At 70.0% G+C, this 21,589-nt stretch carries 19 protein-coding genes, 1 tRNA gene, 1 other RNA gene and 1 pseudogene; 17 read left to right on the top strand and 5 right to left on the bottom strand.

The window, feature by feature from the left end; all coding sequences use genetic code 11:
- The first annotated feature begins 220 nt into the window (after positions 1-220).
- From AC6RUA_RS08030 to AC6RUA_RS08010, 5 genes are all read left to right on the top strand, one after another.
- Positions 221-1,978, top strand: a complete 1,758-nt coding sequence (locus AC6RUA_RS08030) for an LVIVD repeat-containing protein (RefSeq protein WP_499812516.1) — start codon at positions 221-223, stop codon at positions 1,976-1,978.
- 175 nt (positions 1,979-2,153) lie between these two features.
- Positions 2,154-3,602, top strand: a complete 1,449-nt coding sequence (locus AC6RUA_RS08025) for an MATE family efflux transporter (protein WP_499815418.1) — start codon at positions 2,154-2,156, stop codon at positions 3,600-3,602.
- A 74-nt stretch (positions 3,603-3,676) separates the two neighbouring features.
- A tRNA-Arg gene (locus tag AC6RUA_RS08020) sits at positions 3,677-3,749 on the top strand.
- A 187-nt stretch (positions 3,750-3,936) separates the two neighbouring features.
- Complete coding sequence (locus AC6RUA_RS08015) at positions 3,937-4,284, top strand: hypothetical protein (RefSeq protein WP_499812515.1); 348 nt, start codon at positions 3,937-3,939, stop codon at positions 4,282-4,284.
- Positions 4,260-5,753 carry a NosD domain-containing protein gene (locus AC6RUA_RS08010; protein ID WP_499812514.1) on the top strand — a complete coding sequence of 498 codons (1,494 nt, stop codon included), beginning with the start codon at positions 4,260-4,262 and terminating at the stop codon, positions 5,751-5,753. The genes AC6RUA_RS08015 and AC6RUA_RS08010 overlap by 25 nt, the downstream gene beginning before the upstream one ends.
- A 59-nt stretch (positions 5,754-5,812) precedes the next feature.
- Here the strand turns inward: AC6RUA_RS08010 and AC6RUA_RS08005 are convergent, their stop codons facing one another.
- Positions 5,813-6,376 carry a GNAT family N-acetyltransferase gene (locus AC6RUA_RS08005; RefSeq protein ID WP_499812513.1) on the bottom strand — a complete coding sequence of 188 codons (564 nt, stop codon included), beginning with the start codon at positions 6,374-6,376 and terminating at the stop codon, positions 5,813-5,815.
- Positions 6,373-6,743: pseudogene (locus tag AC6RUA_RS08000) on the bottom strand (universal stress protein). The gene AC6RUA_RS08005 and the pseudogene AC6RUA_RS08000 overlap by 4 nt, the downstream one beginning before the upstream one ends.
- 111 nt (positions 6,744-6,854) lie before the next feature.
- Between AC6RUA_RS08000 and AC6RUA_RS07995 the strand changes: the two are divergent.
- Both AC6RUA_RS07995 and AC6RUA_RS07990 read left to right on the top strand, forming a co-directional pair.
- Complete coding sequence (locus AC6RUA_RS07995) at positions 6,855-7,583, top strand: DUF5806 family protein (protein WP_499812512.1); 729 nt, start codon at positions 6,855-6,857, stop codon at positions 7,581-7,583.
- 90 nt (positions 7,584-7,673) lie between these two features.
- Positions 7,674-8,840 (top strand): nicotinate phosphoribosyltransferase, encoded by a 1,167-nt coding sequence (locus AC6RUA_RS07990; protein ID WP_499812511.1) that lies wholly within the window; start codon positions 7,674-7,676, stop codon positions 8,838-8,840.
- Between the two features lie 42 nt (positions 8,841-8,882).
- Here AC6RUA_RS07990 and AC6RUA_RS07985 read toward each other — a convergent pair whose 3' ends face one another.
- A complete protein-coding gene (locus tag AC6RUA_RS07985; RefSeq protein WP_499812510.1) occupies positions 8,883-9,251 on the bottom strand; it encodes a hypothetical protein in 369 nt (122 codons plus the stop codon).
- Between the two features lie 111 nt (positions 9,252-9,362).
- On the opposite strand from AC6RUA_RS07985, the gene AC6RUA_RS07980 reads away from it, so the two are divergent.
- Positions 9,363-9,860 (top strand): halocyanin domain-containing protein, encoded by a 498-nt coding sequence (locus tag AC6RUA_RS07980; protein WP_499812509.1) that lies wholly within the window; start codon positions 9,363-9,365, stop codon positions 9,858-9,860.
- 24 nt (positions 9,861-9,884) lie between these two features.
- On the opposite strand, the gene AC6RUA_RS07975 is transcribed toward AC6RUA_RS07980, so the two are convergent.
- Positions 9,885-10,493 carry a TIGR00296 family protein gene (locus AC6RUA_RS07975; protein ID WP_499812508.1) on the bottom strand — a complete coding sequence of 203 codons (609 nt, stop codon included), beginning with the start codon at positions 10,491-10,493 and terminating at the stop codon, positions 9,885-9,887.
- A 132-nt stretch (positions 10,494-10,625) separates the two neighbouring features.
- On the opposite strand from AC6RUA_RS07975, the gene rnpB reads away from it, so the two are divergent.
- From rnpB to AC6RUA_RS07945, 6 genes are all read left to right on the top strand, one after another.
- Positions 10,626-10,990, top strand: an RNA gene (gene rnpB / locus AC6RUA_RS07970) — RNase P RNA component.
- 130 nt (positions 10,991-11,120) lie between these two features.
- A complete protein-coding gene (locus tag AC6RUA_RS07965) occupies positions 11,121-12,143 on the top strand; it encodes a matrixin family metalloprotease (protein ID WP_499812507.1) in 1,023 nt (340 codons plus the stop codon).
- A gap of 193 nt (positions 12,144-12,336) precedes the next feature.
- The gene (locus AC6RUA_RS07960) at positions 12,337-12,612 is read left to right on the top strand and encodes a WNWW family protein (RefSeq protein ID WP_499815417.1); all 276 of its coding nucleotides are present in this window, start codon (positions 12,337-12,339) and stop codon (positions 12,610-12,612) included.
- A 100-nt stretch (positions 12,613-12,712) separates the two neighbouring features.
- Positions 12,713-13,636 carry an MBL fold metallo-hydrolase gene (locus AC6RUA_RS07955; RefSeq protein ID WP_499812506.1) on the top strand — a complete coding sequence of 308 codons (924 nt, stop codon included), beginning with the start codon at positions 12,713-12,715 and terminating at the stop codon, positions 13,634-13,636.
- Positions 13,637-13,747: 111 nt separating this feature from the next.
- On the top strand, positions 13,748-15,673 hold the full coding sequence (locus tag AC6RUA_RS07950) for an AMP-dependent synthetase/ligase (RefSeq protein WP_499812505.1): 1,926 nt from the start codon (positions 13,748-13,750) through the stop codon (positions 15,671-15,673).
- 74 nt (positions 15,674-15,747) lie between these two features.
- Positions 15,748-17,622 carry a cation:proton antiporter domain-containing protein gene (locus tag AC6RUA_RS07945; RefSeq protein ID WP_499812504.1) on the top strand — a complete coding sequence of 625 codons (1,875 nt, stop codon included), beginning with the start codon at positions 15,748-15,750 and terminating at the stop codon, positions 17,620-17,622.
- A 51-nt stretch (positions 17,623-17,673) separates the two neighbouring features.
- On the opposite strand, the gene AC6RUA_RS07940 is transcribed toward AC6RUA_RS07945, so the two are convergent.
- Positions 17,674-18,294, bottom strand: a complete 621-nt coding sequence (locus AC6RUA_RS07940; protein ID WP_499812503.1) for a PGF-CTERM sorting domain-containing protein — start codon at positions 18,292-18,294, stop codon at positions 17,674-17,676.
- Between the two features lie 145 nt (positions 18,295-18,439).
- Between AC6RUA_RS07940 and AC6RUA_RS07935 the strand changes: the two genes are divergently transcribed.
- The 3 genes from AC6RUA_RS07935 (at position 18,440) to AC6RUA_RS07925 (ending at position 21,562) form a co-directional block, all read left to right on the top strand.
- On the top strand, positions 18,440-19,672 hold the full coding sequence (locus AC6RUA_RS07935) for an MBL fold metallo-hydrolase (RefSeq protein WP_499815416.1): 1,233 nt from the start codon (positions 18,440-18,442) through the stop codon (positions 19,670-19,672).
- A 181-nt stretch (positions 19,673-19,853) separates the two neighbouring features.
- Positions 19,854-20,186, top strand: a complete 333-nt coding sequence (locus AC6RUA_RS07930; protein ID WP_499812502.1) for a hypothetical protein — start codon at positions 19,854-19,856, stop codon at positions 20,184-20,186.
- Positions 20,187-20,209: 23 nt separating this feature from the next.
- A complete protein-coding gene (locus AC6RUA_RS07925; protein WP_499812501.1) occupies positions 20,210-21,562 on the top strand; it encodes a PQQ-dependent sugar dehydrogenase in 1,353 nt (450 codons plus the stop codon).
- The last annotated feature ends 27 nt before the right edge of the window (positions 21,563-21,589 follow it).

The raw sequence follows: 21,589 nt of genomic DNA, 5'->3' as shown, positions 1-21,589 counted from the left end.
TAAAACTATAAATCAGTCTGTCTGATACTATCTCCCGGAGAGACGGGGGCACCGGACGGGAGTCGGGGAGGAAGTCCCGGTCGAACGGCGGCCGTCTGCGCGACACAGGGGGAGGGAAACCACAGATGAGAGAGGACGGTACCACGGAGACGGAGTCGAGTCGGGCGGAGAACGAAGCGGCCCCCGCGCACGCTGTCGGCGAGAGAGGCGGGGAACGGCGGTGACGGACGACCTGCCGCGCACCGGTCGCCGGAGCGTGCTCCGACTGCTGGGGACCGGAGCGACGGCCGGACTGGTGTCGGGGGTCGCCTCCGGCGCCGACTCGACCGCGGACCCCGAGCCGTCGTCCCCGACCGCCCTCACGGTCGACGCTCGGGCGTACGACGGTGTCGCCACCTACTCGTTCACCGTCTCCGAGGCAGTTCGCGCTCGGAACGGCGACGACGGCGCGGACGGACGGACGGCGTCGGGGCGCGTGTACGGGTGGAGGGACGAGTACGAGTTCGACGGGACGGTCACGTCGTTCACCCTCGACGGGCCGGCCGACGTCTCCGTGAACGGCCGGCGGGTCGACCCGGACGCACTCGGTAACTCGGGGAGCAGCGACGGCGGCGACACCGGTGGTTCGGGCGACGTGAGCGTCTTCGAGGCGGTGGCGACGGGCGGCAGCGACGACTCGCTGGTCGAACTCCCGGAGGTCCAGCGGGCGATCGGCTGGTGGGAGACCGGCGGCGAGGTCCCCGACACGGGCGGGGAGACGCTCTCGATTCAACGGATACAACGGCTGATCGACTTCTGGTCGACCGGCACCCGGGTCGGCGGCGACGACGGCCCGCCCGCACTCCGGAAACTGGGTCAGACGACGCTCTCCGGGCGGTCGAGCGGCGCGGGGTACGCCGAGGCGCAACTCCGGGCCGACGGGCGGTACGCGGTCGTCGGAACGAAGTTCGGGGCGCACGGGAGCTACCTCGTCGACCTCTCCGACCCGGCGGACCCCCGGGAGGTCCACTACGACCCCGGAACGACCGGCGTTCCGAACCCCGACGTCAAGTTCGACCACCGCGACGGTCTCTACTACCGGACGGTTCAGGGGCCGGGGGGGTTCGACGTCGTCGACTACGGCTACGCGACCGGGAGCCCCGCGAACCCGGTCGTGACCGGAGTCGGAGGGGGGTCGACGCACAACCTCTGGGCGCACCCGGAGGTCCCGGTGCTGTACACAGTCAACTACGACGACGACCCCTCGACCGACGGGTTCGACGTCTGGGACGTGAGCGACCCGACCGCGCCGCGACAACTCCGGACCGTCGGTCCGAGCGGCGCCTGTCACGACGTGACGGTCGACACGCGACGCGCCCTCCTGCACGTCTGCTACCAGGCCAACGAGTTCGAGGGATACGTCGTCTTCGACGCCAGCGACCCGCGCAGGCCGACCGAACTCGGTCGGTTCGACTACGACCGCCACGGCGGGTACTCGGCCGTCGGGGAGGAGGGGTTCGACGCGGCTCACCACGCCGAGGCGGACCCACGGCGCGACCTGGTCGTCCTCGGCGACGAGCGCTCGTACGGCATCCCCGGCGGCAAGCACGTGTTCGACATCGGGTGGGGGGACGGCTCGCCGTCGGACCCGACCCCCGTCGGGTTCGTCGTCTCGCCGAACGCACGGCGGATGAGCGGCGCGACCGAACGGTGGGACTGGACCGGCCACCACTTCGACTTCGTCCCCCGCGGCGACCGGACGCTCCTCGTCAGCGGCGACTGGCACGAGGGGGCCGTCCTCTACGACGTCACCGACCCGACCGCCCCGAAGGCGCTCGACCGGTACGCGACCGACGACCGGGCCGACGAGGTGACGGCGAACCCCACGCTCGCGCAGTACGGGGAGCCGCCCTGGTGCTGGAACGCCGAGTACGACCCCGAACGGAACCTCGCCGTCGCGGGCGACCAGTTCACGGGGCTGTACACCTTCCGCGTGTAACGCTCCCGTCTCGTTCGGGCCGGTCGTCCCGCGAGAGGACGCGGACGTGTGGCCCACCCAGACCGCCGATTCCGACGCGTTCAAATCCCCCGCGGTGAACCGCTACTAGAACCCGACCGTGTCGACCGACCCCCCCGCCGGCGGGTCGCTCACCGAGGGCGACCTGGCGAGACCGATGTTCGCGCTCGCGTGGCCCATCGTCGCCACGCAACTGCTCCAGGTCGCGTACAACCTCACCGACACGCTCTGGCTGGGGCGGTACTCCACCGCGGCGGTGGCCGCCATCAGTCTCGCGTTCCCGCTCATCTTCCTGTTCATCTCCATCGGCGGCGGGTTCAACGTCGCCGGGTCCACCCTCGTCGCGCAGTACATCGGCGCCGACAGCGAGCGGAACGCCGGCACCGTCGCGGGCCAGACGCTGACGTTCATCACCGCCATCGCGGTGACCGTCGGCGTCCTCGGGTTCGCGCTCACGGACCTCCTGCTCGGTCTCCTGCCGGCGGGAGCGGCGACCGCCGGTCAGGTGGTCCCGCTGGCGGGCGACTACATGCGGGTGTTCTTCGCGGGCCTCCCGTTCCTGTTCGGCTTCTTCGTCTTCTCCTCGCTGATGCGGGGGTACGGCAACACCCGCGCGCCGATGCTCGTGATGGCGCTGTCGGTGGGCGTGAACGTCGTGCTCGACCCGCTGCTCATCTTCGGGTTCGAGGCGAACCCGCTGTTCGGACTGCTCGGCATGCGGGGCCTTGAGTCCGGACTGCTCGCGGCGACGGGGTTCGCCGGCGCGGGCGTGGCCGGCGCCGCGATCGCCACCGTCTCCTCCCGGGCGCTCGCGACGGCCGTGGGACTGTACATCATCCTCGGTACCTCGGCGGGTCCGCGCGTCCGTCTGCCGGACTTTCGTCCCCGGTTGGAGTACATCCGGAAGATCGTCCGCGTCGGCGTCCCGTCGGCCGCCGAGCAGTCGGCGTCCGCGCTCGGACTCATCACGCTCACCGCGATGGTGGTGACGTTCAGGCCCGAGGTGGTCGCGGCGTACGGACTGGGGAACCGGCTCACGTCGCTCGTGTTCCTGCCGGCGCTGGGACTGGGTCGGGCGACGAACACGATGGTCGGGCAGAACCTCGGCGCCGAGAAGCCCGAGCGGGCGGAGCGAGCGGTGTGGCTCGCCGCGAAGGTGGCGTCGGGCGTGATGCTGGTCGTCGCCGTCGTGGCGGCCCTGTTCGCGGACACCATCGTGGGCGTGTTCATCGCGACGGGCACCGACGCGGGCGCGGAGACCATCCGCCTCGGCGCGGAGTACATCCGGGTCCGGGCCGTCGAGTTCGGCTTCATCGGCGTCCTGCAGGTGGTGCTCGGGGCGTACCGGGGCGCGGGCAACACCACGACGGCGCTCGCGTTCTCGCTGGTCGCGCTGTGGGTCGGACGGGTTCCCATCGTCTACCTCCTCGCCATCGCGCAGGGCTTCGGGCCGTTCGGCATCTGGGTCGGGATGGCCGTCGGGCAGATACTCGGGGCCGTCGGCGCGGCGCTGTGGTTCACCCGGGGGACGTGGAAGCGGACCGTCATCGACGACGACCCGGACGTGGAGGACCTGCCGGGCGTCGAGAGCGGGTCCGACGAGTGAACGCGACGCGAGCGCGGCCGGTCGACCGTCGCGTTCCGAAGGCTTAACCCCGGAGGTGTGATACCTGTCTGTGAGGGCGGCTAGTTCAGCGGACAGAACGCTTGGTTCCGGACCAAGAGGTCGGGGGTTCAAATCCCTCGCCGCTCGCTCCCGTCGGTGTCTTCTCGTCACAGTCCAGTTGTAACTGGTGTTAGAACTTTCCCCATCTGATGTGTAAACAAACATGATTCGTCTACGACAAGCATCGACAACGCAACCAAATTCGTCGTAGGACCTGTGTACTCGGGAAACAGTACGTTCCATTTATACGAACTTCCCGAGTCATATCGATGGAATGACATCAGACTCACGTTCACTCGGCCGCCGCGTCCTCGCGGTCGCGGTGACGGCCCTCCTGGTCGCCTCGGCGGCGGCCGCGGGCGTCGGCCTGACGGCAGTCGGCGTGGCGAGCGCGGAACCGACGGGTATCGACGAGTGTACGACCATCACCGAGTCGGGCGAATACGAACTCACCGAGAACATCTCGGAAGACTCCACCTACGCCGACAGCGACAATCCCACCTGCCTCTCGGTACAGGCGAGCGACGTGACCGTCGACGGGAACGGGTACGCGGTCGTGCGGACGAACTACGTCCCGCAGGACGCGAACCCCTCGTCGTGGTCGGCGGCGATGACCCGGTAAGCAACGTCACGATTCGGGACGTGACCGTCGAGACGAACGGGACGGGCGACACGCTGAGAGATGCCGTCGCGTACCGGAACGTCTCGAACGGGTCGTTCACCGACGTCCTGTTCAGTGGGGCTGGCATCCCCGGACTCGACGTCGTCGGCGATAACAACACCGTTCGGGACGTCACCGACGACGACGAGTACGAAGAACCCGGCCCGCCGTACGAACCCGAGACTGGCCTCACGGTCGACATCGTAGGCGACCGGAACCGATTCGTGAACGTCACGACGGGCGGTGCGGAAGGTGGCGGCACGAAGGGGTTCGAGGTCGACGGCGACGGGAACGTCCTCCGAGACGTCGCCGCCCCCTCCGGCGTCACCATCACGGGTCGAGACAACGTCCTCGCGAACAGCACCGCCGAAGGAGCGTACGGCGGCACGCCGGTGACGCTCACCGACGCGCAGGGGACCCTCGTCCTGAACAACACGGTTACGGAAAGTCTGGCCTCGGACTCGCTGGTTCTCGACAACAGTAGTTCCAACGAGATTCGCGGCAACACGCTCACCAAAGGACTCTGGCTCGACTCCAGTGACGACAACAGTGTCGCCGATAACACGGGAGCAATCTACCTGACGGAGAGCGACAACAACACGGTCTACAGCAACAGGCTGACTGGAATCGACCTTAGCAACGCCACGTCGAATCTGGTGTACGACAACCGCATCAACGAGAGCGAACCGGTCCTCGACGCCGCGCCGAACGGGTCGAACACGTGGAACGTCACGCCGACGTCAGGTGAGAACGTGGTCGGTGGTGACACCGTCGCGGGCAACTACTACGTGAACCCCGAGGGGACGGGCTTCAGCCAGACGTGCGAGGACGCCGACTCGGACGGGCTGTGCGACTCGACGAACGAACTCGCCGAGAACAACACGGACTACCACCCGCTGACGGACCCCGTCAACGACACCGACACTCCGGACGGTGGTGACGACGGAGACGACGGTGACGACGGCGACGACGGCGGTGACGGTGACGACTCGGACGACAACGAGTCCGAGACGAACGCGACGACCTACCAGGTGGACTTCGTGGCGGGCGAGCCAATCGAGAACCTCTCGGCCGACCGCCTGTACGCACAGGAGGACCGCCTGTTCCAGTTCGCGTTCGGGACCGAGAGCGCGGGCATCTCCGAGCGCGGCTCCGCGTGGGCGACCGAGTCGCTCCGGGGCTGCGTCGAGTACGAACGCATCGCGAGCCACGACGACGGCGACACCGCTCACATCCACTTCACGGTCGCGGAGGACTGCGAGAACGTGACGCTCTCGCTCGCGGTGTACTCGATGCCCGGCGAGACGTTCAGCACGGAGACGGTCGACCAGCAGGAACTGCTGAACGCGACGACCGAGACGTTCGGTCCCGGAGAGCACACCATCGCGGCCGACCTTCCCGCCGAGAGCGAGACCGACTCCGACGACTGACTGGGAGACGACGCGAGAGAACGGCGAGACTCGCTCCACGCCCGAATCGGCTCTCGACGCTACTCCTCTCTTTCCGCGCTCGCCTCCACCGGGTCGGCGAGCACCGCCGTCATCTCCAGTTCGAACGACTCGGCGTCGCTCGTCTCGAACCCCATCTTCTTGTACAGCGTCACGGCCGGACGGTTCCACCGCTCGACGGTGAGCCACACCTCCTCTACGCCCGTCGCCGCGCCGTGACCCAGCAGCGCCTCCATGAGGCGCGTGCCGATGCCGGCCGACTGGTAGCGCTGGAGGACGAAGATGGCGAGTTCGAACGACCCGTTCTCGCGGACCAGCATCGCGTGGCCGGCGGCGTCGTCCCCGTCCCACGCGACGACGTTCCGGCAGTCGCCGCCGAGGATGCTGTCGAGCCACGACCGCACGGCCGACTCCCCGGTGGGGGGGATGCCCTGCGCGCGGTCGGCCGGGTCGAACGCCGCGTACATCTCCACGAGCGCCTCGAACTCGCCCTCGTCGCCGGCGTACGGCCGTATCTCTATCTCGCGCCCCTCGCCGTCGGTGAACGCGACCGGTGGCTCCGGGAACGGTCCGGTCGGTTCGTCGGGATAGACGCGCCCGCTCATCTGACGAGCGTCACCGATACGGGGGAGTTCAGCAGGACGAACTCGGCGATCTGGCCGAGCGTGATCTTCCCCATCGGACTCGTCTGCCCCCCGCCGAGTGCGATGCGGTCGAACCCCTCCGACTCGGCGATGGCGACCAGCCGACTCCCGGCGTCTCCCTCGACGCGGCGGACGTCCGCCGCGTCGAGGTCCGCCTCCGAGAGCACCCGCTGGACGCGCGCTTCGATGTCGTCGTACGTCCGGTCGGTACTCGGGTTGTCGACCACCGCGACCGAGAGGTCGTCGCCGGCGACCCGCGCGCGTTCGACCGTCGTTTCCAGCGCGGTGAACGAGTCGTCGCTCCCCCGATTCCCAGCAACACCTTCATGCGCGGCCTGTCGGAAGCGCCGGGGGAAAAGCGTGCCGGGGCCGGTCGACCGCCGACGCGTGTCAGACGCGCGGGAACGGGTTTTTGGGGACCGGCCGGATACGAATCACCATGGTAGACGACGCCGGGCAGGAGCACGAGGAGGGGCGGACCCCGGAGACCACCCCCGACGCCGAGGCGTCCGACGGGGTCGGCGACGACCCGACCGCCGCGGACGGCGCGTCACCTGGCGACGGCGACGCCACCGACGACGACGCTGGCGCCCAGGGACGAGAGGACGCGAACGAGTCGGTCCCCGGACCGGACGTCGGCGCCGACGTACCGCAGGACGTGCGCAAGTACGACCGGTTCCAGAAGATGGAGCGCGCGGAGTACGACCGCGTCAACGAGTTCCTCCGCGACCGGACGTACGTGACCGCCCGCGAGTGGGCCATCGCGCGCCTCTGTGCGGACTTCCGGACCGAGACGGGCGTCGAGATGACGAAGATCGGCGAGAACCTCCCCCGACTCGTCCCGTTCATGACCGACACGTACACCCCGCAGGCGGTGAACCAGGCGCGCGCCTCCTTCGAGGAGAAGGTCCGCAAGGCCGGTGCGACGTTCCTCTACGGGGCGATGTGCGGCTTCTTCACCGCAGAGGACCTCGACGACATGATGTACGAGGTGACGGAGGTGGCGAAGTTCCTCCTGGAGGTGGAGGGCGTCGACCTCGCAGTCGAAGACGAACTCGCGGCCGAGGACCGCATCTCCAGCGTCATGCGCGACGTGCGCGAGGCGAGCGCGGAGGTCCGCGGCGAGGAGGTCAAGTGCCCCGAGTGCGGGCACGTCCACGAGCCGTGACCGGATAACCGCTCTCGCCCGCTCGCCCGCAGACGGCCGAACGTGCGGGTTTGCGCGCCACTTTTCCCTCCGGCCGCTGAGCGACGAACCATGGACACGGCCCCCGAGTTCGACGTCGTCCCCGCCGAGGCCATCCGCGACGGGAGCGCGACGGACGCGTACTTCCTGCGGACCGAGGAGACGCTGCGCCACGCCGACCGAGACCCGACCGTCGTCGCCGAGGTGACCGCCGACCAGTTCCCCAGCGGCGAGTTCGAACTGCTGGCGGGCGTGAAGGACGCCGCGGCGCTCCTCGCGGGTCTCGACTCGGACGTGCGCGTGGACGCGCTCCCGGAGGGGACGCTGTTCGACGGCGGGCCGGTGATGCGCGTCGAGGGTCCGTACCTGTCGTTCGCGCGGTTCGAGACGTCGCTGCTCGGCTTCCTCTCGCACGCCTCGGGGATGGCGACCGCCGCGCTGGAGTGTCGCCGCGCCGCGCCCGGTTCGACGCTCCTCTCGTTCGGCGCGCGCCACGTCCACCCGAGCGTCGCGGCGACCGTCGAGCGGAGCGCGCTCCTCGCGGGGTTCGACGGCTTCTCGCACGTCGCCGCCGGCGAGGTGCTCGGCCGGGAGGCGTCGGGGACGATGCCGCACGCGCTGCTCATCTGCTTCGGCCGCGGCGAGCAGGAGGCGGCGTGGCGCGCCTTCGACGAGGCGGTCCCCGAGGACACGCCGCGCATCGCGCTGTGTGACACCTACTCCGACGAGAAGGACGAGGTGGTCCGGGCCGTCGAGACGCTCGGCGACCGCCTCGCGGGCGTCAGGCTCGACACCACCTCCTCGCGGCGGGGCGACTTCCGCCACCTCGTCCGCGAGGTCCGGTGGGAACTCGACGCACGCGGCTTCGACGGGGTGGACGTGTTCCTGTCTGGGGGACTGGGTCCCGCGGAACTCCGCCACCTCCGCGACGTGGCCGACGGGTTCGGCGTCGGCGGTTACGTCTCGAACGCCGACCCAGTTGACTTCGCGCTCGACATCGTGGAGGTGGAGGGGGAGCCGTGCGCGAAGCGGGGGAAACTCTCGGGCGCGAAGGAGGTGTACCGGACGGCCGACGGCGGCCACCACGTCGGCCTACGCGGGCGGGACGGCCCGGCCGACGCCGAGGCGTTGCTCGCCCCGTTGGTCCGCGACGGCGACGTCGTCCGGGGGTTCTCGGTCGACGACGCCGCCGAGCGAGCGCTCGCGGACGCCGAGCGAACGGGGTTCGCCGCGGAGTGAGCGGGAGAGGTGGAACAGGTAGACGGGAGGCGACTCGTCGCGCTACCCGCGTGCCAGCAGGTACCCGAGCACGACGATGAGGAACACCTGCACGGGTTTGTCGACGACGGCGATGTCCATGTCCGGCATCCCTTGGAGGTACCAGATGACGATTTGTCCGGTAGTGAACGGGATTCCGAGTAGGTAGAGGAGGTTCCGGTAGACGTTCAGGAAGAGGCCGACGACGGCGGCGAGAAATACGACTCCCGCGAACAGGAACGGGAGAAACTCCTGGCTCAAGTAGAGGTAGACGTGGATGACGCCGGTGACCGTAGCGAGTACGGCGGTAAGCCAGTGGACGCCGGTCATCGCCTCGCTCCGGTACCCGAACTCCTGCGGGCCGAACAACCGCCTGCGCCAGGTTTCTGTCATGATGCTGGACCGTTTCCCAGCACGTCTACATAGTAAGTCAGGTGTTTCAGTCCTCATAGGGAACGATTTCGTTAGAAGAGTTTATGGCGACACCGGTCATTCGCGTGTCACATGGTGCGACGACGGGCGCTGATGAGACGCGCCGGAGTAGCGTCCGCGGTCGGAATCGGTGCACTAGCGGGGTGTCCCAGCAACCCCGACCCGCCGGAGGAGGGCCCCTACGTGCCGACCGAACCGAACTACCAGGGCTGGTTCGAGGGCGTCGCCAACTACCGGGGAACGGTCGACCGACGCGGGGAGGAGGAGGTGACCGTGCAGGTCGGCGTCAGCGCCGAAAACGGGAACGGCTACTACTACTTCGGGCCGGCGGCGGTCGCAGTCTCGCCGGCGACGCGCGTCGTCTGGGAGTGGACCGGGATGGGGGGTACCCACAACGTCGTCTCCACCAGCGGGGCGTTCACGAGCGGGAGCCTCGTCTCCCAGGAGGGGTACACGTTCGCGCACGCGTTCGAGAACCCCGGCGTCTACCGGTACTACTGCAGCCCGCACCAGATGCTCGGGATGAAGGGAGCCGTCTTCGTCTCGCTCGGTCAGCGCGGCGACGCGTGAGTCGACCGCGGCGGAGACCGCCGACTACCGCTCGACCTGTTCGACGCTGCCGCCGTCGGCGCGCTCGCGGAACACCTGCCCGTCGATGAGCGTGACCATGGTGTCCTCCTCCTGCCAGACGGTCGGGGAGAGCTTCGCCTTGCGGCAGACGCGCGAGAGGAACTGCTGTTTGCTCCAGCTGTTCTCGACCGGAATCGTCGGGTAGAGCCAGCCGTGCTTGCCCCCGTTGTCGATGGCGACCCCGTGGCGACCGAGTTCCAGGTCGGCGACGGGGTCCGCGGTGAGCGTCACGCCCGACACCACGCAGACGGAGACCTGGATGGAGTCGAGTTCCTTGCGCTCCACCTCCGAGCCGCCCGAGTCGGCCGAGGCGGCCTTGATGGCGGCGTCCACGATGGCGTGGCCGAGCTGGTCGCTCCCGCGATACGACCCGGCGCAGCCGCGCATCCGCCCCCGCCCGCGCGTCGACTGGAGCCGGACGAACGCGCCAGTCCGCGCGTAGAAGGCGTCGCGCATGCTACCCGGCTGTTCCCGTTGCCCGTGGAGAACGAACGATTCGACGGATTCCCGAGCGAGTTCGACCGCGCGAGCCCCATCCTCGTACGTCAGTCGCACGGTCTGCGCCTCGGACATACACCCGTACAAACGGGTGATGGAACTTGAAGCCTTCCCTCCGTGGGAGCGGCTGTGACGGACGGAATCTCCCTCGAACCGGCTTGGCGACGGGGCGAACTGCTTAACCGACCGACCGGCGTAGCGGGTGACGGCAGAGGGAGCCCGACCCCCGTGCTCCCGACGGCGGCGCCCGCCGCCTCGACGGGGCATGAGGAAAGTCCCCCCACCGAACCGGACAGGCGACCGGACGCAAGTCCGGGGTCGGAGACGGCCGGCTCTGGAACAGAAACGAGACCCCCCGACGCGACCGATGAGGTGCGCGAACCGACCCGCGAGGGGAGGGAGTTGACCCACCGAGGGACGACCGTCGGGAACGGATGGAACGGCGAATCCTCGCCGGTGCAAGTCCGTGTCAGGGCGCGTCCACCGTGGACGCGTCCGATGGTAGTCCGGGGACGGCACGGACGCTCAGCCGAATGTCGGGACGAACTGAAGGGGGCTTACTCCCCTCAGCCGCTTCAACTCACAGCCGCGGCCACCCTCGTCGCGGGTGGACGGCACCCGCTCGCGTTGATATACTATTGTTATCGATACTGATTTTCTGGGCCGCAGGGTTTTCATACGGGTTCCCGTCGGTCGAGGTGAATGACGCGTTCCCGGGTGTTATCGCTCGCGCTGGCCCTCCTCCTCGTGACCGCCGGATGTACCGCTTCGCGTGCGCCGGCCGAACTGGGAACCGCGACCGCGACCGACCCGTCGGGGCCGGGGACCGACTCCCCGACGCCGCAGGTCCCCGTCGAAGAGCGGCCGAGTCCGTGGGGCGAGCGGACGCTGACGGTGGGCGTCGAGACGCCCGGGACGGAGCGGAACGTGACTCCCTTCGTCCGCGAGGCGGCGGCGTTCTGGTCGGGGAACGCGAAGCCGTACGTCGGCTACGCCGCCGACCTCCGCGTCGACCCGAACGCCACCGACCCCGACGTGGTCGTCCGGTTCGTCGGCTCGATCGACTCGTGTGCCGGCGCCGAACACCCGGTCGGCTGTGCACCCATCGTGAAGAGCGAGATTCAACGACCGGCGGTCGTGGACGTCCGAACGGAACTGGACGCGAACTCGACGGTTCGCGTGCTGAAACACGAGTTCGGGCACGTGCTCGGTCTCGACCACGGCGACGCTCCGGTCGACGTGATGCGGCCCCAGATGACCGTCGTGACGACGCCGCGGACCGACGCGACCGACCGGACGTTCCCGTGGGCCAACCGCACGCTCACCGTCTACGTCGACGCGTCCGCAGCGGAGGATTCCGACGAGGTGAACGAACAGGTCGACCGCGCGCTCCGGTACGTGGAAGCGTCGCCGGAACTCCCCTCGGCGACGTTCCGCCGGGTCGACTCCGCAGCCGACGCCGACGTCGTCGTCCGCGTCCCCGACGCCGACGAGGACGCCTGTTCGTGTTTCCGCCTCCGTGGTCCCGACCCGGACCGCGACGGGACACCCGAGGAGTACCGTCGGCTCGACATCACCTTACAGGGCGTGCCGACGGAGGCGGTGGCGTGGCACGTGGGCGACTGGCTCTCGTACGCGCTCGGCTCCGAGAACCGCGCCGACCGTCCCGCCGCGTTCCGCCAGAACACCCCCGACGCCCGTCGCGACGACAGTTGGGGACGGTAAAAAATCACTCTATCGGGGACTTCTAGTTTCCATCGATAGTGGAAATTCAAACTGCCGACTCTCCCGTCGTGGTCCACACCGAGCCGTGAGCGCCTCTCGACCCGTCGGACGCCGGTCGTGCGACCGTCCGACACGGAGCCGGCGGACTGAAAAGCGTGGAGTGCGAAAGCGTGACGTGGACAGCCGAGAACTGATGGCGGCGCTCGAACGCGAGTTCGGCGGCGGCGAGACCGCCCGCCGGGTCATCGCCCGACAGGCGAGGGACCTCGCCGACTCCGGGAAGGTCGAGGCCGACCGCGGACACGAACTCACCGTCGAGGACGTCATCGAGAACATGGCCGACGCGCCCGACGAGTACGACCCCATCGAGCGGTGGAACTGGTGGCTCGGTTCGCTCGAGACCGCCTACGGCGGCTACGACCGATTCACCATCCGGTTCGTCGACGACGGGCCGGACGTGAACGCGTAACCGGGCGTCGGTCCGTCCCCGCCGGCACCCCTCCGCCGTGAACGACCCTCTCGGACGCGCCCGTGAGAACGTTTTTGGAGCGACGCCGCCCCCAATCAGTATGAGTCCCGGTGGCGTGGAAGCGGTGCCCGACTGTACAGACCTCTACTACGTCGACGTCGGCATGTACGACACCCCCAGCTACGGGTCCGTCTACGTCGTCGACGCCGACCGCCCCGCGGTCGTCGACACCGGTCTCGGCACCAACCGCGAGTACCTCTTCGACGCGCTCGACGAACTGGGGGTGACGCCCGCGTACGTCCTCCCGACGCACGTCCACCTCGACCACGCGGGCGGGGCGGGCTTCCTCGCGGAGCGGTACCCCGACGCGACGGTGCTCACCCACGAAGTCGGCGTCCCCCACCTCGTCGACCCGACGCGACTCGTCGCCGGCACGAAGAGCGCGGTCGGCGACCAGTGGCGGTACTACGTCGACCCGAAACCGGTCCCCGAGGACCGAATCGACGGCCTCGTCGACGGCGACACGGTCGACCTGGGCGACCGCGAACTCGACGTCCACCACGCGCCCGGCCACGCTCCCCACCAGGTGGTGTTCCACGACCGGGGCGACGACGTCGTGTTCACCGCCGACGCTGCGGGCATCTACGTGCCGCGGTACGACGAGATTCACCCGACGTCGCCGCCCGCCCGCTTCGACCTCCACGACTCTCACGACGACGTCGACACCATCCGCGAACTCGACCCCCGCGTGCTCTGTTTCGGACACTTCGGTCCCCGCGCGTTCGACGACGAACTCCTGGCGGGGTACAAGCGGACGCTCGTGGAGTGGGTGGAGGCGGTGAAACGGCGGCGCGCGGACCTCGGCGACGACGAGGCGGTCGTCGAACACTTCGCGGCCCACGCGCCCGAGCGACTCGTCGACGTCTGGGGCGAGGAGAAAACCCGCGCCGAACAGCGGCTGAACGCCCGCGGGGTACTCACCTACCTCGACTACCTCGACAGCCTCGACGAACGCGAGGAGTGAGAGAACGGCGGGAGTCGCGCGAGTGGTCTACGGCCGCCGTCGGGTCGGTAAACGCCGAACAACGTGCGATTAGTAGTGGGCGCTTTTGTATCCAGCCCGCCACCGGTCGGTATGGACTGGCGGGACGCCGAACGCGAGTACGACCCGGAGGTCACGCGCGAGTCGCTCGCCGCGACGTTCGACGCGGCCGCCCGGCGCCACGCCGACCGCGTCGCCCAGCGATACAAGGGCGGCGTGTCCGACCGCTCGCTCGTCGCCGGGGGCGTACTGGACGCCGCGCCCGCCGGCGAGTACGCCGACGTAACCTACCGCGAGATGCGCGGCGTCGTCCGCGCCCTCTCGGCCGGCCTGCGCGACCTGGGCGTGCGCCCGGGCGACCGCGTGGGCGTCTTCGCGCACACCCGCATGGAGTGGGCGCACGCCGACTTCGCCGTCCTCGGCGCGGGCGCGGTCACCACCACCGTCTACACCTCCTCCTCGGAGCGGCAGGTCCGTCACCTGCTCGGCGACCCCGGCGCGACCGGCGTCGTCGTCGAGAACCGCGAACTCCTCGACCGGGTGTTCGCCGTCGAGGACGACCTGGACCTCGAGTTCGTCGTCCTCGTCGACGGCGACACCCACGAACGCGACGACGTGTACACCCTCGCGGAACTCCACGACGTCGGGGTCGCGACCGACCCGGGCGACGACTGGGTGGTCGAACGGGACCGCGACGACCTCGCGAGCCTCATCTACACCTCCGGGACGACCGGGACGCCGAAGGGCGCCGAGTTGACCCACGGAAACTTCCTCGCGAACGTCGACCAGTGTCTCAGACGGTTCGGCGCCCGTCCGGACAAGGCCGCCGCGGGCGTGCCGGTCATCGACGAGACGACGACCACGCTGTCGTTCCTCCCGCTCGCGCACGTGTTCGAGCGGCTGGCCGGCCACTTCATGATGTTCTCGGTCGGCGCGAGCGTCGCGTACGTGGAGTCACCCGACACGCTCCGGGAAGACTTCGGTCTCGTCCGGCCGACCACGGCGACGAGCGTCCCACGGGTGTACGAGAAACTGTACGACGCCATCCGCGAGCGCGCGAGCGGGTCACCCGTCACCGAGCGGGTGTTCCGCTGGGCGACCGCCGTCGGTCGCGAGTACCACCGGGCGGACGACCCCGGCCCGGCGCTCCGCGCGCGCTACGCGCTCGCGGACCGCCTCGTCTTCTCGTCGGTGAAGGAGGCGCTCGGGGGCAACGTCGACTTCTTCATCTCCGGCGGCGGGTCGCTCTCGGCGGACCTCTGTGAACTGTACCACGGGATGGGGCTCCCCATCCTGGAGGGGTACGGACTCACCGAGACGGCTCCGGTCGTCTCGGCCAACCCGCCCGAGGAGCCGAAGGTGGGTACCATCGGCCCGCCGGTCGTCGACGCGGACGTGAAACTCGACCCGACCGTGGCGGGCGACGCGCCCGACGCCGCCGGAGAGGTGGGCGAACTGCTCGTGAAGGGACCGAACGTCTTCCGCGGCTATCGGAACCTCCCGGCGGAGACGGCGGCCGCGTTCGACGAGGACGGCTGGTTCCGCACCGGCGACGTGGTGGAACTCCGCCCGGACGGCTACATCGCGTTCCGCGAGCGGGCGAAACAGCTGCTGAAACTCTCGACCGGCAAGTACGTCCCGCCGGGGGCCATCGAGGACCGGTTCTCCGCCTCCGAGTACGTCGAACAGGCGATGGTGGTGGGCGACGCCCGCAAGTTCGTGAGCGCGCTTATCGTCCCGAAGTTCCCCGCGCTGGAGGCGTGGGCCGACCGAGAGGGGTACGACCTCCCCTCCGACCGGCGCGCCGTCTGTCGCGACGAACGGGTCAGGGAACTCGTCGGCGCGGAGATAGACCGCGTGAACGCCGAGTTCGAACCCCACGAACGGATCAAGCAGTTCCGTATCGTCCCGGAGGAGTTCACCGAGGAGAACGACCTGCTGACACCGACGATGAAAAAGAAACGACGAAATATCCTGGAACGGTACGCCGACGAGGTGGAACTGCTCTACGAGACGTGAGGTATTCGCACACCACGCCGCAGTAGCCGGACTTTTACCGGTCCCGGTCGCAGAGGCCGACATGGAGGTCCCCGATGGCAGCAGGCGCGGGTGAACTCATCGCGCTGGTGGCCGCTATCATCGGCGTCGGCGTGACGGCGCAGGTGCTCTCGGACCGGTTCCAGGTCCCGAGTATCATCTTCCTCATCACCGCCGGCATCCTGCTCGGTCCCGAAGTGCTGGGCGTCATCTCCGCCGAGGCGTTCGGCGAGACCGGGCTGTCGGCTATCGTGGGCCTCTCGGTCGCCATCATCGTCTTCGAGGGCGCGTTCCACCTCAGAATCGACAAACTCCGGGAGGCGCCCGCGGAGACGCTCAAACTCGTCACCGTCGGCGCGGTCATCGCGCTCTTTGCCACGACGGCCGTCGTCCACTACGCGATCGGCGTCGACTGGTTCGTCGCCGCGCTCATCGGCGCGCTCCTCGTCGCCACCGGCCCGACAGTCATCGCGCCCATCCTCGAAGTCGTCCCCGCCCGCGACCGGGTGGAGGCCGCACTCGAGACCGAGGGCATCGTCAACGACGTGACGGCGGCGATCCTGGCGGTCGCCATCTTCGAGGCCATCGTCACCGAGACGCGCGAACCCGGCGCCCTGCTCACTCTGTTCGTCGAGCGACTCGGCACCGGCGTCCTCGTGGGTATCGTCGTCGCCGCGGTCGTGTTCTACGCGCTCCGGTACGTCGACCTCTCGCCGGGCAACGCCCCGCAGAACGCTCGACTGCTCGTCCTCGCGGGCGCGCTCGTCTCGTACGGCGGCGCGGAACTGGTCATCCGCGAGGCGGGAATCGCCGCCTGCGCGACCGCCGGCATCCTGCTCGGCAACGTCGACGTTCCCTACGAGGAGGACATCACCGACTTCAAGGGCGACGTGACGCTGCTCGTGCTCTCGTTCGTGTTCATCGCGCTCGCGGCCCTCCTCCGGTTCGAGGACCTCATCGCGCTCGGAATCGGCGGCCTCGTCGTCGTCGTCGCCGTCACGCTGGTCATCCGGCCGGCGCTGGTGTTGGTCTCGACGGTCGGCGACCGGTTCACCAGGAGCGAGAAACTGTTCATGTCGTTCGTCGGCCCGCGCGGGATTATTCCCGCGTCCGTCGCCACGCTGTTCGCGGTCGAACTCACGAACGCGGGGATGCCCGGAGCGGCCGACGCGCTCGTCGGCACGGTCTTTCTGGTCATCCTGGCGACGGTCGTGTTCGAAGGGGGGTTCGCCCGCCGCATCGCGGAAGCACTCGACGTCATCCCAATGCGTGTACTCATCATCGGAGGCGGCAAGGTGGGCCGAACGCTCGCTGCGCGCCTCGAAGACCGCGGAGAGAACGTCGTCATCATCGAGAACGACGAAGCACAGATCCAGACCGCCCGCAACGCGGGGTACACGGTCCACATCGGCGACGGAACCGACGTGGACGAACTGCGCGCCGCGGGCGGGGAGAAGGCGAAGACGGTCGTCGCCGCCACCGGCGACGACGACGCCAACCTCCTCATCGCGCAGTTGGCCGACTCCGCGTTCGACCCCGACACCATCCTCGCGCGGGTGAACAACCCCAACAACGTCGACGCGTTCGAGGAACTCGGCGTGACCACGGTGTCGTCGGTGTTCGCCATCGCCCAGTCGCTCGACAACTACATCGAGCGGCCGGCGCTCGCCAACTGGATGGGCCAAATCGGCCGCACCGGCGACGTCCAGGAGGTGGAGATAACGTCCGAGGAGATGGCCGGCGTCACCGTCCGCGACATCGGCCCGGAACTCCCCGGCGGGAGCCTCATCGCGCTCGTCGCCCGAAACGGCGACGTGAACGTTCCGGACGCCGACTTCACGCTCCAGGTCGGCGACCGGGTCACGATCATCGGCCACCGCGAGGACGTGCGCGAGGCGATGGGGCAGTTCCACCCCGACGACCGCGCCTGACCGCCCGCTCCGGCGCACGGTCGCCGCGCCGCTCGCTTCGAACCTCTCGGCTCAGTCGTCCCGACCCCGTCGGCGGAGGAGTTCGCCCGCGCCGACCAGTCCGGCCAGCGCGGCGCCGCCACCGAACCCCGGGCCGGTCGTGGTCGTCGACTCGGCGCCGTCACCGCTCGTCCCGTCGGTCTCGTCCGCCTGCGCGGTGTCGACGGAGATGTCCGATGCGCCCACCTGGTCGAGCGTCAACTGAACCTGGTCACCGCACGACTGCTGGTCCGTGGCCACGAACAGGTTGCCGTACTCGATAGCGTCGTCGTCGACCGGCGCGAACACGAGCGCGTCGGCCTGCGGGTGGTCCTCGGTCACCCGGTCGATGACTGTCACGTCGTACGCCACGATTGCGTCGTCGCTCTCGACGAACGGACAGCTACTCACGTCCCGGGTCGAGGCGTCCTGGTTCACGCCCGCGACGTGTACGAACATCCCGACGTAGTCGTCGTTCCCCAGTCTCGGCGCGTCCGACGGGACGGCCACCTCGGTCGTCACCGGGCTCTCCTGGGCGTCGGCGACGCCGGCCGCTCCGACGCCGAGCGCGCCCGTCCCGGCGCCCGCCGCGGCTCGGAGGAATCCGCGTCGGCCGACGCCGTCGCTACTCTCGTTAGAGGTGTTCCCACTCACGGGGCACGATTGTCCCCGCGGACTGTTATGTGGCGTGGCCGACCGGACGTGGACCGCCGTCCCGGCGCGCTGGGCCCCGGTCACCGGCCGCGGGGGCGGCGCGACCGACGGAGGCAAACGCGCGCGGCGAGTACGGTCGGCCGACATGGACATCGAGTTCCTCGGCGGCGCGCGCGAGGTGGGGCGCTCCGCGCTGCTCGTCGACGGGTCGCTCCTCCTCGACTTCGGCACGCTGACGGGGAATCCGCCTCGGTACCCCGTCAGGACGCCCGACCCCGACGCCGTCGTCGTCTCGCACGGCCACCTCGACCACGTCGGGAACGTGCCGGCGCTGTTGAAGGGCGACCGCCGCCCGTCCGTTCACTGGACGCCCCCGACCGCCGAGTTGGCGCGGGTGCTGGCGCGGGACACGTTGAAGCTCCGCGGCGGCAGCTACGACTGCCCGTTCGCCGAACCGCACGTCCAGCGACTCGGCGAGGTGAGCGAGCGCCACGGCTACGGTGAACCGTTCGAGGCGGCCGGCTACGAGGTGACGCTCTACGACGCGGGCCACATCCCCGGCTCCGCGCACGTCCTCGTCGACGACGGCGAGACGCGACTGCTGTACACCGCCGACTTCCACACCGACGCGCAACGGCTCGTCCCGGCCAGCACCGCCCGTCCCGACGCCGACGTGGTGGTCTGCGAGAGCACCTACTCGGACGTGACCCACGAGGACCGCGCGGCCGTCGAGGAGCGGTTCGTCGAGGCGGTCCGCCGCACCGTCTGGGAGGGGGGGACGGTGGTCGTCCCCGCGTTCGCCATCGGCCGCACGCAGGAGGTGCTGCAGGTGCTCGCGGCCCACGACGTGGACTGCTACGTGGACGGGATGGGACAGGAGGTGACGCGCATCGCCCGCGGTCACCCCGGGTTCGTGCGCGACCCGGACGCGCTGGCGCGCGCGGCGGGCAGCGCCCGGTTCGTCGACGGCCGCGACGGCCAGCGGGAGCGCATCGCCGCGGGCAACGAGGTCGTCGTCACCACCTCGGGGATGCTCTCGGGCGGACCGGCGATGACGTACCTGCCCGCCGTCCGGCGGAACCCGACGAACCTCGTCGCGCTCACGGGGTACCAGGTGGAGGGGACGCCCGGCCGCGAACTGCTGGAGCACGGCCGGTGTGAGCTGAACGGGGGCGTGGTTCCGGTCGCCGCCCGCGTCGAGTTGTTCGACTTCTCGGCGCACGCCGACCGGGACGGCCTCCGCTCGCTGCTCGCCGCCTACCCCGACGCGACGGTGCTCGTGAACCACGGCGACCGGTGCGAGGCGTTCGCGGCCGACCTCCGCGCGGACGGCTACGACGCCGGCGCGCCCGAACGCGGGGAGACGGTGACCGTGTGAGCGCGTCCGACTCTCCCGACTCCTCCGGTCATGCCGACTCTCCGGACTCCGGGGGAGTCCCGCCCGACCCGGAAGCGGTGCTCGCGCGCCGCGAGCGCGCGGCGTCGGCACGCGGGCCGGCGGCGGCGGCGGTCGGCGCGCGGCCGCGCTCGCGTTCGGCGCCGTGCTCGGGGTCGGAGTCGTGGCCGGTCCGGTCACCCCCGCAGCGCTGGTGCCGACGCTGTGGCTCTCCGCCGGCGGGGCGCTCGCGGGCGCGTTCGGCTACGAGGCGCTGGTCGGCCGGGTCGCGAGCCCCCCGCGGACGTTCCGCCGGGTCGCGGCCGGCCTGCTCGCCTGTTCGCTCCTCCCGGCGCTCGCGTTCCTCGCGGTTCGCCCCGACCCGTCGGGGCCGGCGCTCGTCGTGTTGTGCCTGGACGCCGTCGCCGTCGTCGGCTGCGCGCTCGCCCGCTCGCGGCTCGCGTGGGGACCGTCGTCGAGCGCCGAACCCCGACTCCGTCCCGACGACAGCGATTAGTGAGTACGCCGGCAACGAGACACGTGACCACTTCTCCGACGCGTCGAGACCTGCTCGCGACCCTCGGTGCCGCTGGCGCGGCCTGCCTCGCGGGCTGTTCCGACGGGGCGGCTCCCGCTCCGCGGACCAGCGACGACCCGACCGACGCGGAACCGACCGCCTCGGGTACGAGTGCGACCGCGACCGACGACTCCGGCGGCCTGCCGTCCGGCGTCACGGCCGAACCGTACGCGGAGGGGTTCGCCTCCCCCGTCGGCGTGGAGTTCCCGGCGGGCGCCGACGGACGGGGGTACGTCGTCGACCAGCGCGGCCGGATGAGCGCCGTCCGTGGAGGGGACACGGCGGCGTTCCTCGACGTGCGCGACCGGATGGTGGAACTGGGGGACGGCTACAGCGAGATGGGACTGCTCGGCGCGGCGTTCCACCCCGACTTCCCCGACGACGGGCGGGTGTTCGTCCGCTACAGCGCCCCCCGACGCGAGGGTACCCCGTCGGGGTACAACCACACGTTCGTGCTCTCGGAGTTCGCGGCGACGGTCGACGCCGCGGACCCCGACAGCGAGCGGGTGCTCCTCGAGGTTCCGCAACCGCAGGCGAACCACAACGCGGGGTCGGTCGGATTCGGCCCCGACGGTCTGCTGTACGTGGGCGTCGGCGACGGCGGCGCGGCGAACGACCAGGGGGCGGGCCACGTCGACGACTGGTACGAGGCGGTAGACGGGGGGAACGGGCAGGACGTCACGCAGAATCTCTTGGGGAGCATCCTCCGCATCGACCCCGACGGCGAGACGGACGGCAAGCCGTACGGTATCCCCGAGGACAACCCGCTCGTGGGGAGCGAGGGGCTGGACGAGCAGTACGCGTGGGGGCTCCGGAACCCGTGGCGGTTCAGTTTCGACCGCGAGACGGGCGCGTTCTACGTCGCCGACGTCGGGCAGAACCGATACGAGGAGGTGAACCGGGTCGAGGCGGGCGGCAACTACGGCTGGAACGTCTACGAGGGCACCTCCCCGTTCATGGCCGACGACGCGCCGACCGTCACCCCCGACGGAGAGCGGCTCCTCCCGCCCGTCGTCGAGTACCCCCACGCCGGCGAGAACCGGGACGTGACGGGCGTCTCCGTCATCGGCGGGTACGTCTACCGCGGGTCGGCGCTCTCGGGACTGGAGGGGCGGTACGTCTTCGCGGACTGGCAGGCGGACGGACGGCTGTTCGTCGCCGACCCGCAGGAGCGACCCGGCTGGCCGGTCGCGGCGGTCGACTTCGGCGACACCACCGGCGTGCTCTCGTTCGGGGAGGACCCCGAGGGGGAGCTGTACGTCTGTTCGGCCGGCGGGGACGGCGGCGTGGTCCGCCGGCTCACGGGGACCCAGTAGCCGGGCGACCGGCGGCGCACGGTCGTC

It is taken from the genome of Halorarum sp. SLYT50, assembly GCF_059821265.1.
The sequence above is the reverse complement of the archived record's forward strand: the minus strand, read 5'-3'. Positions and strand labels throughout refer to the sequence as shown.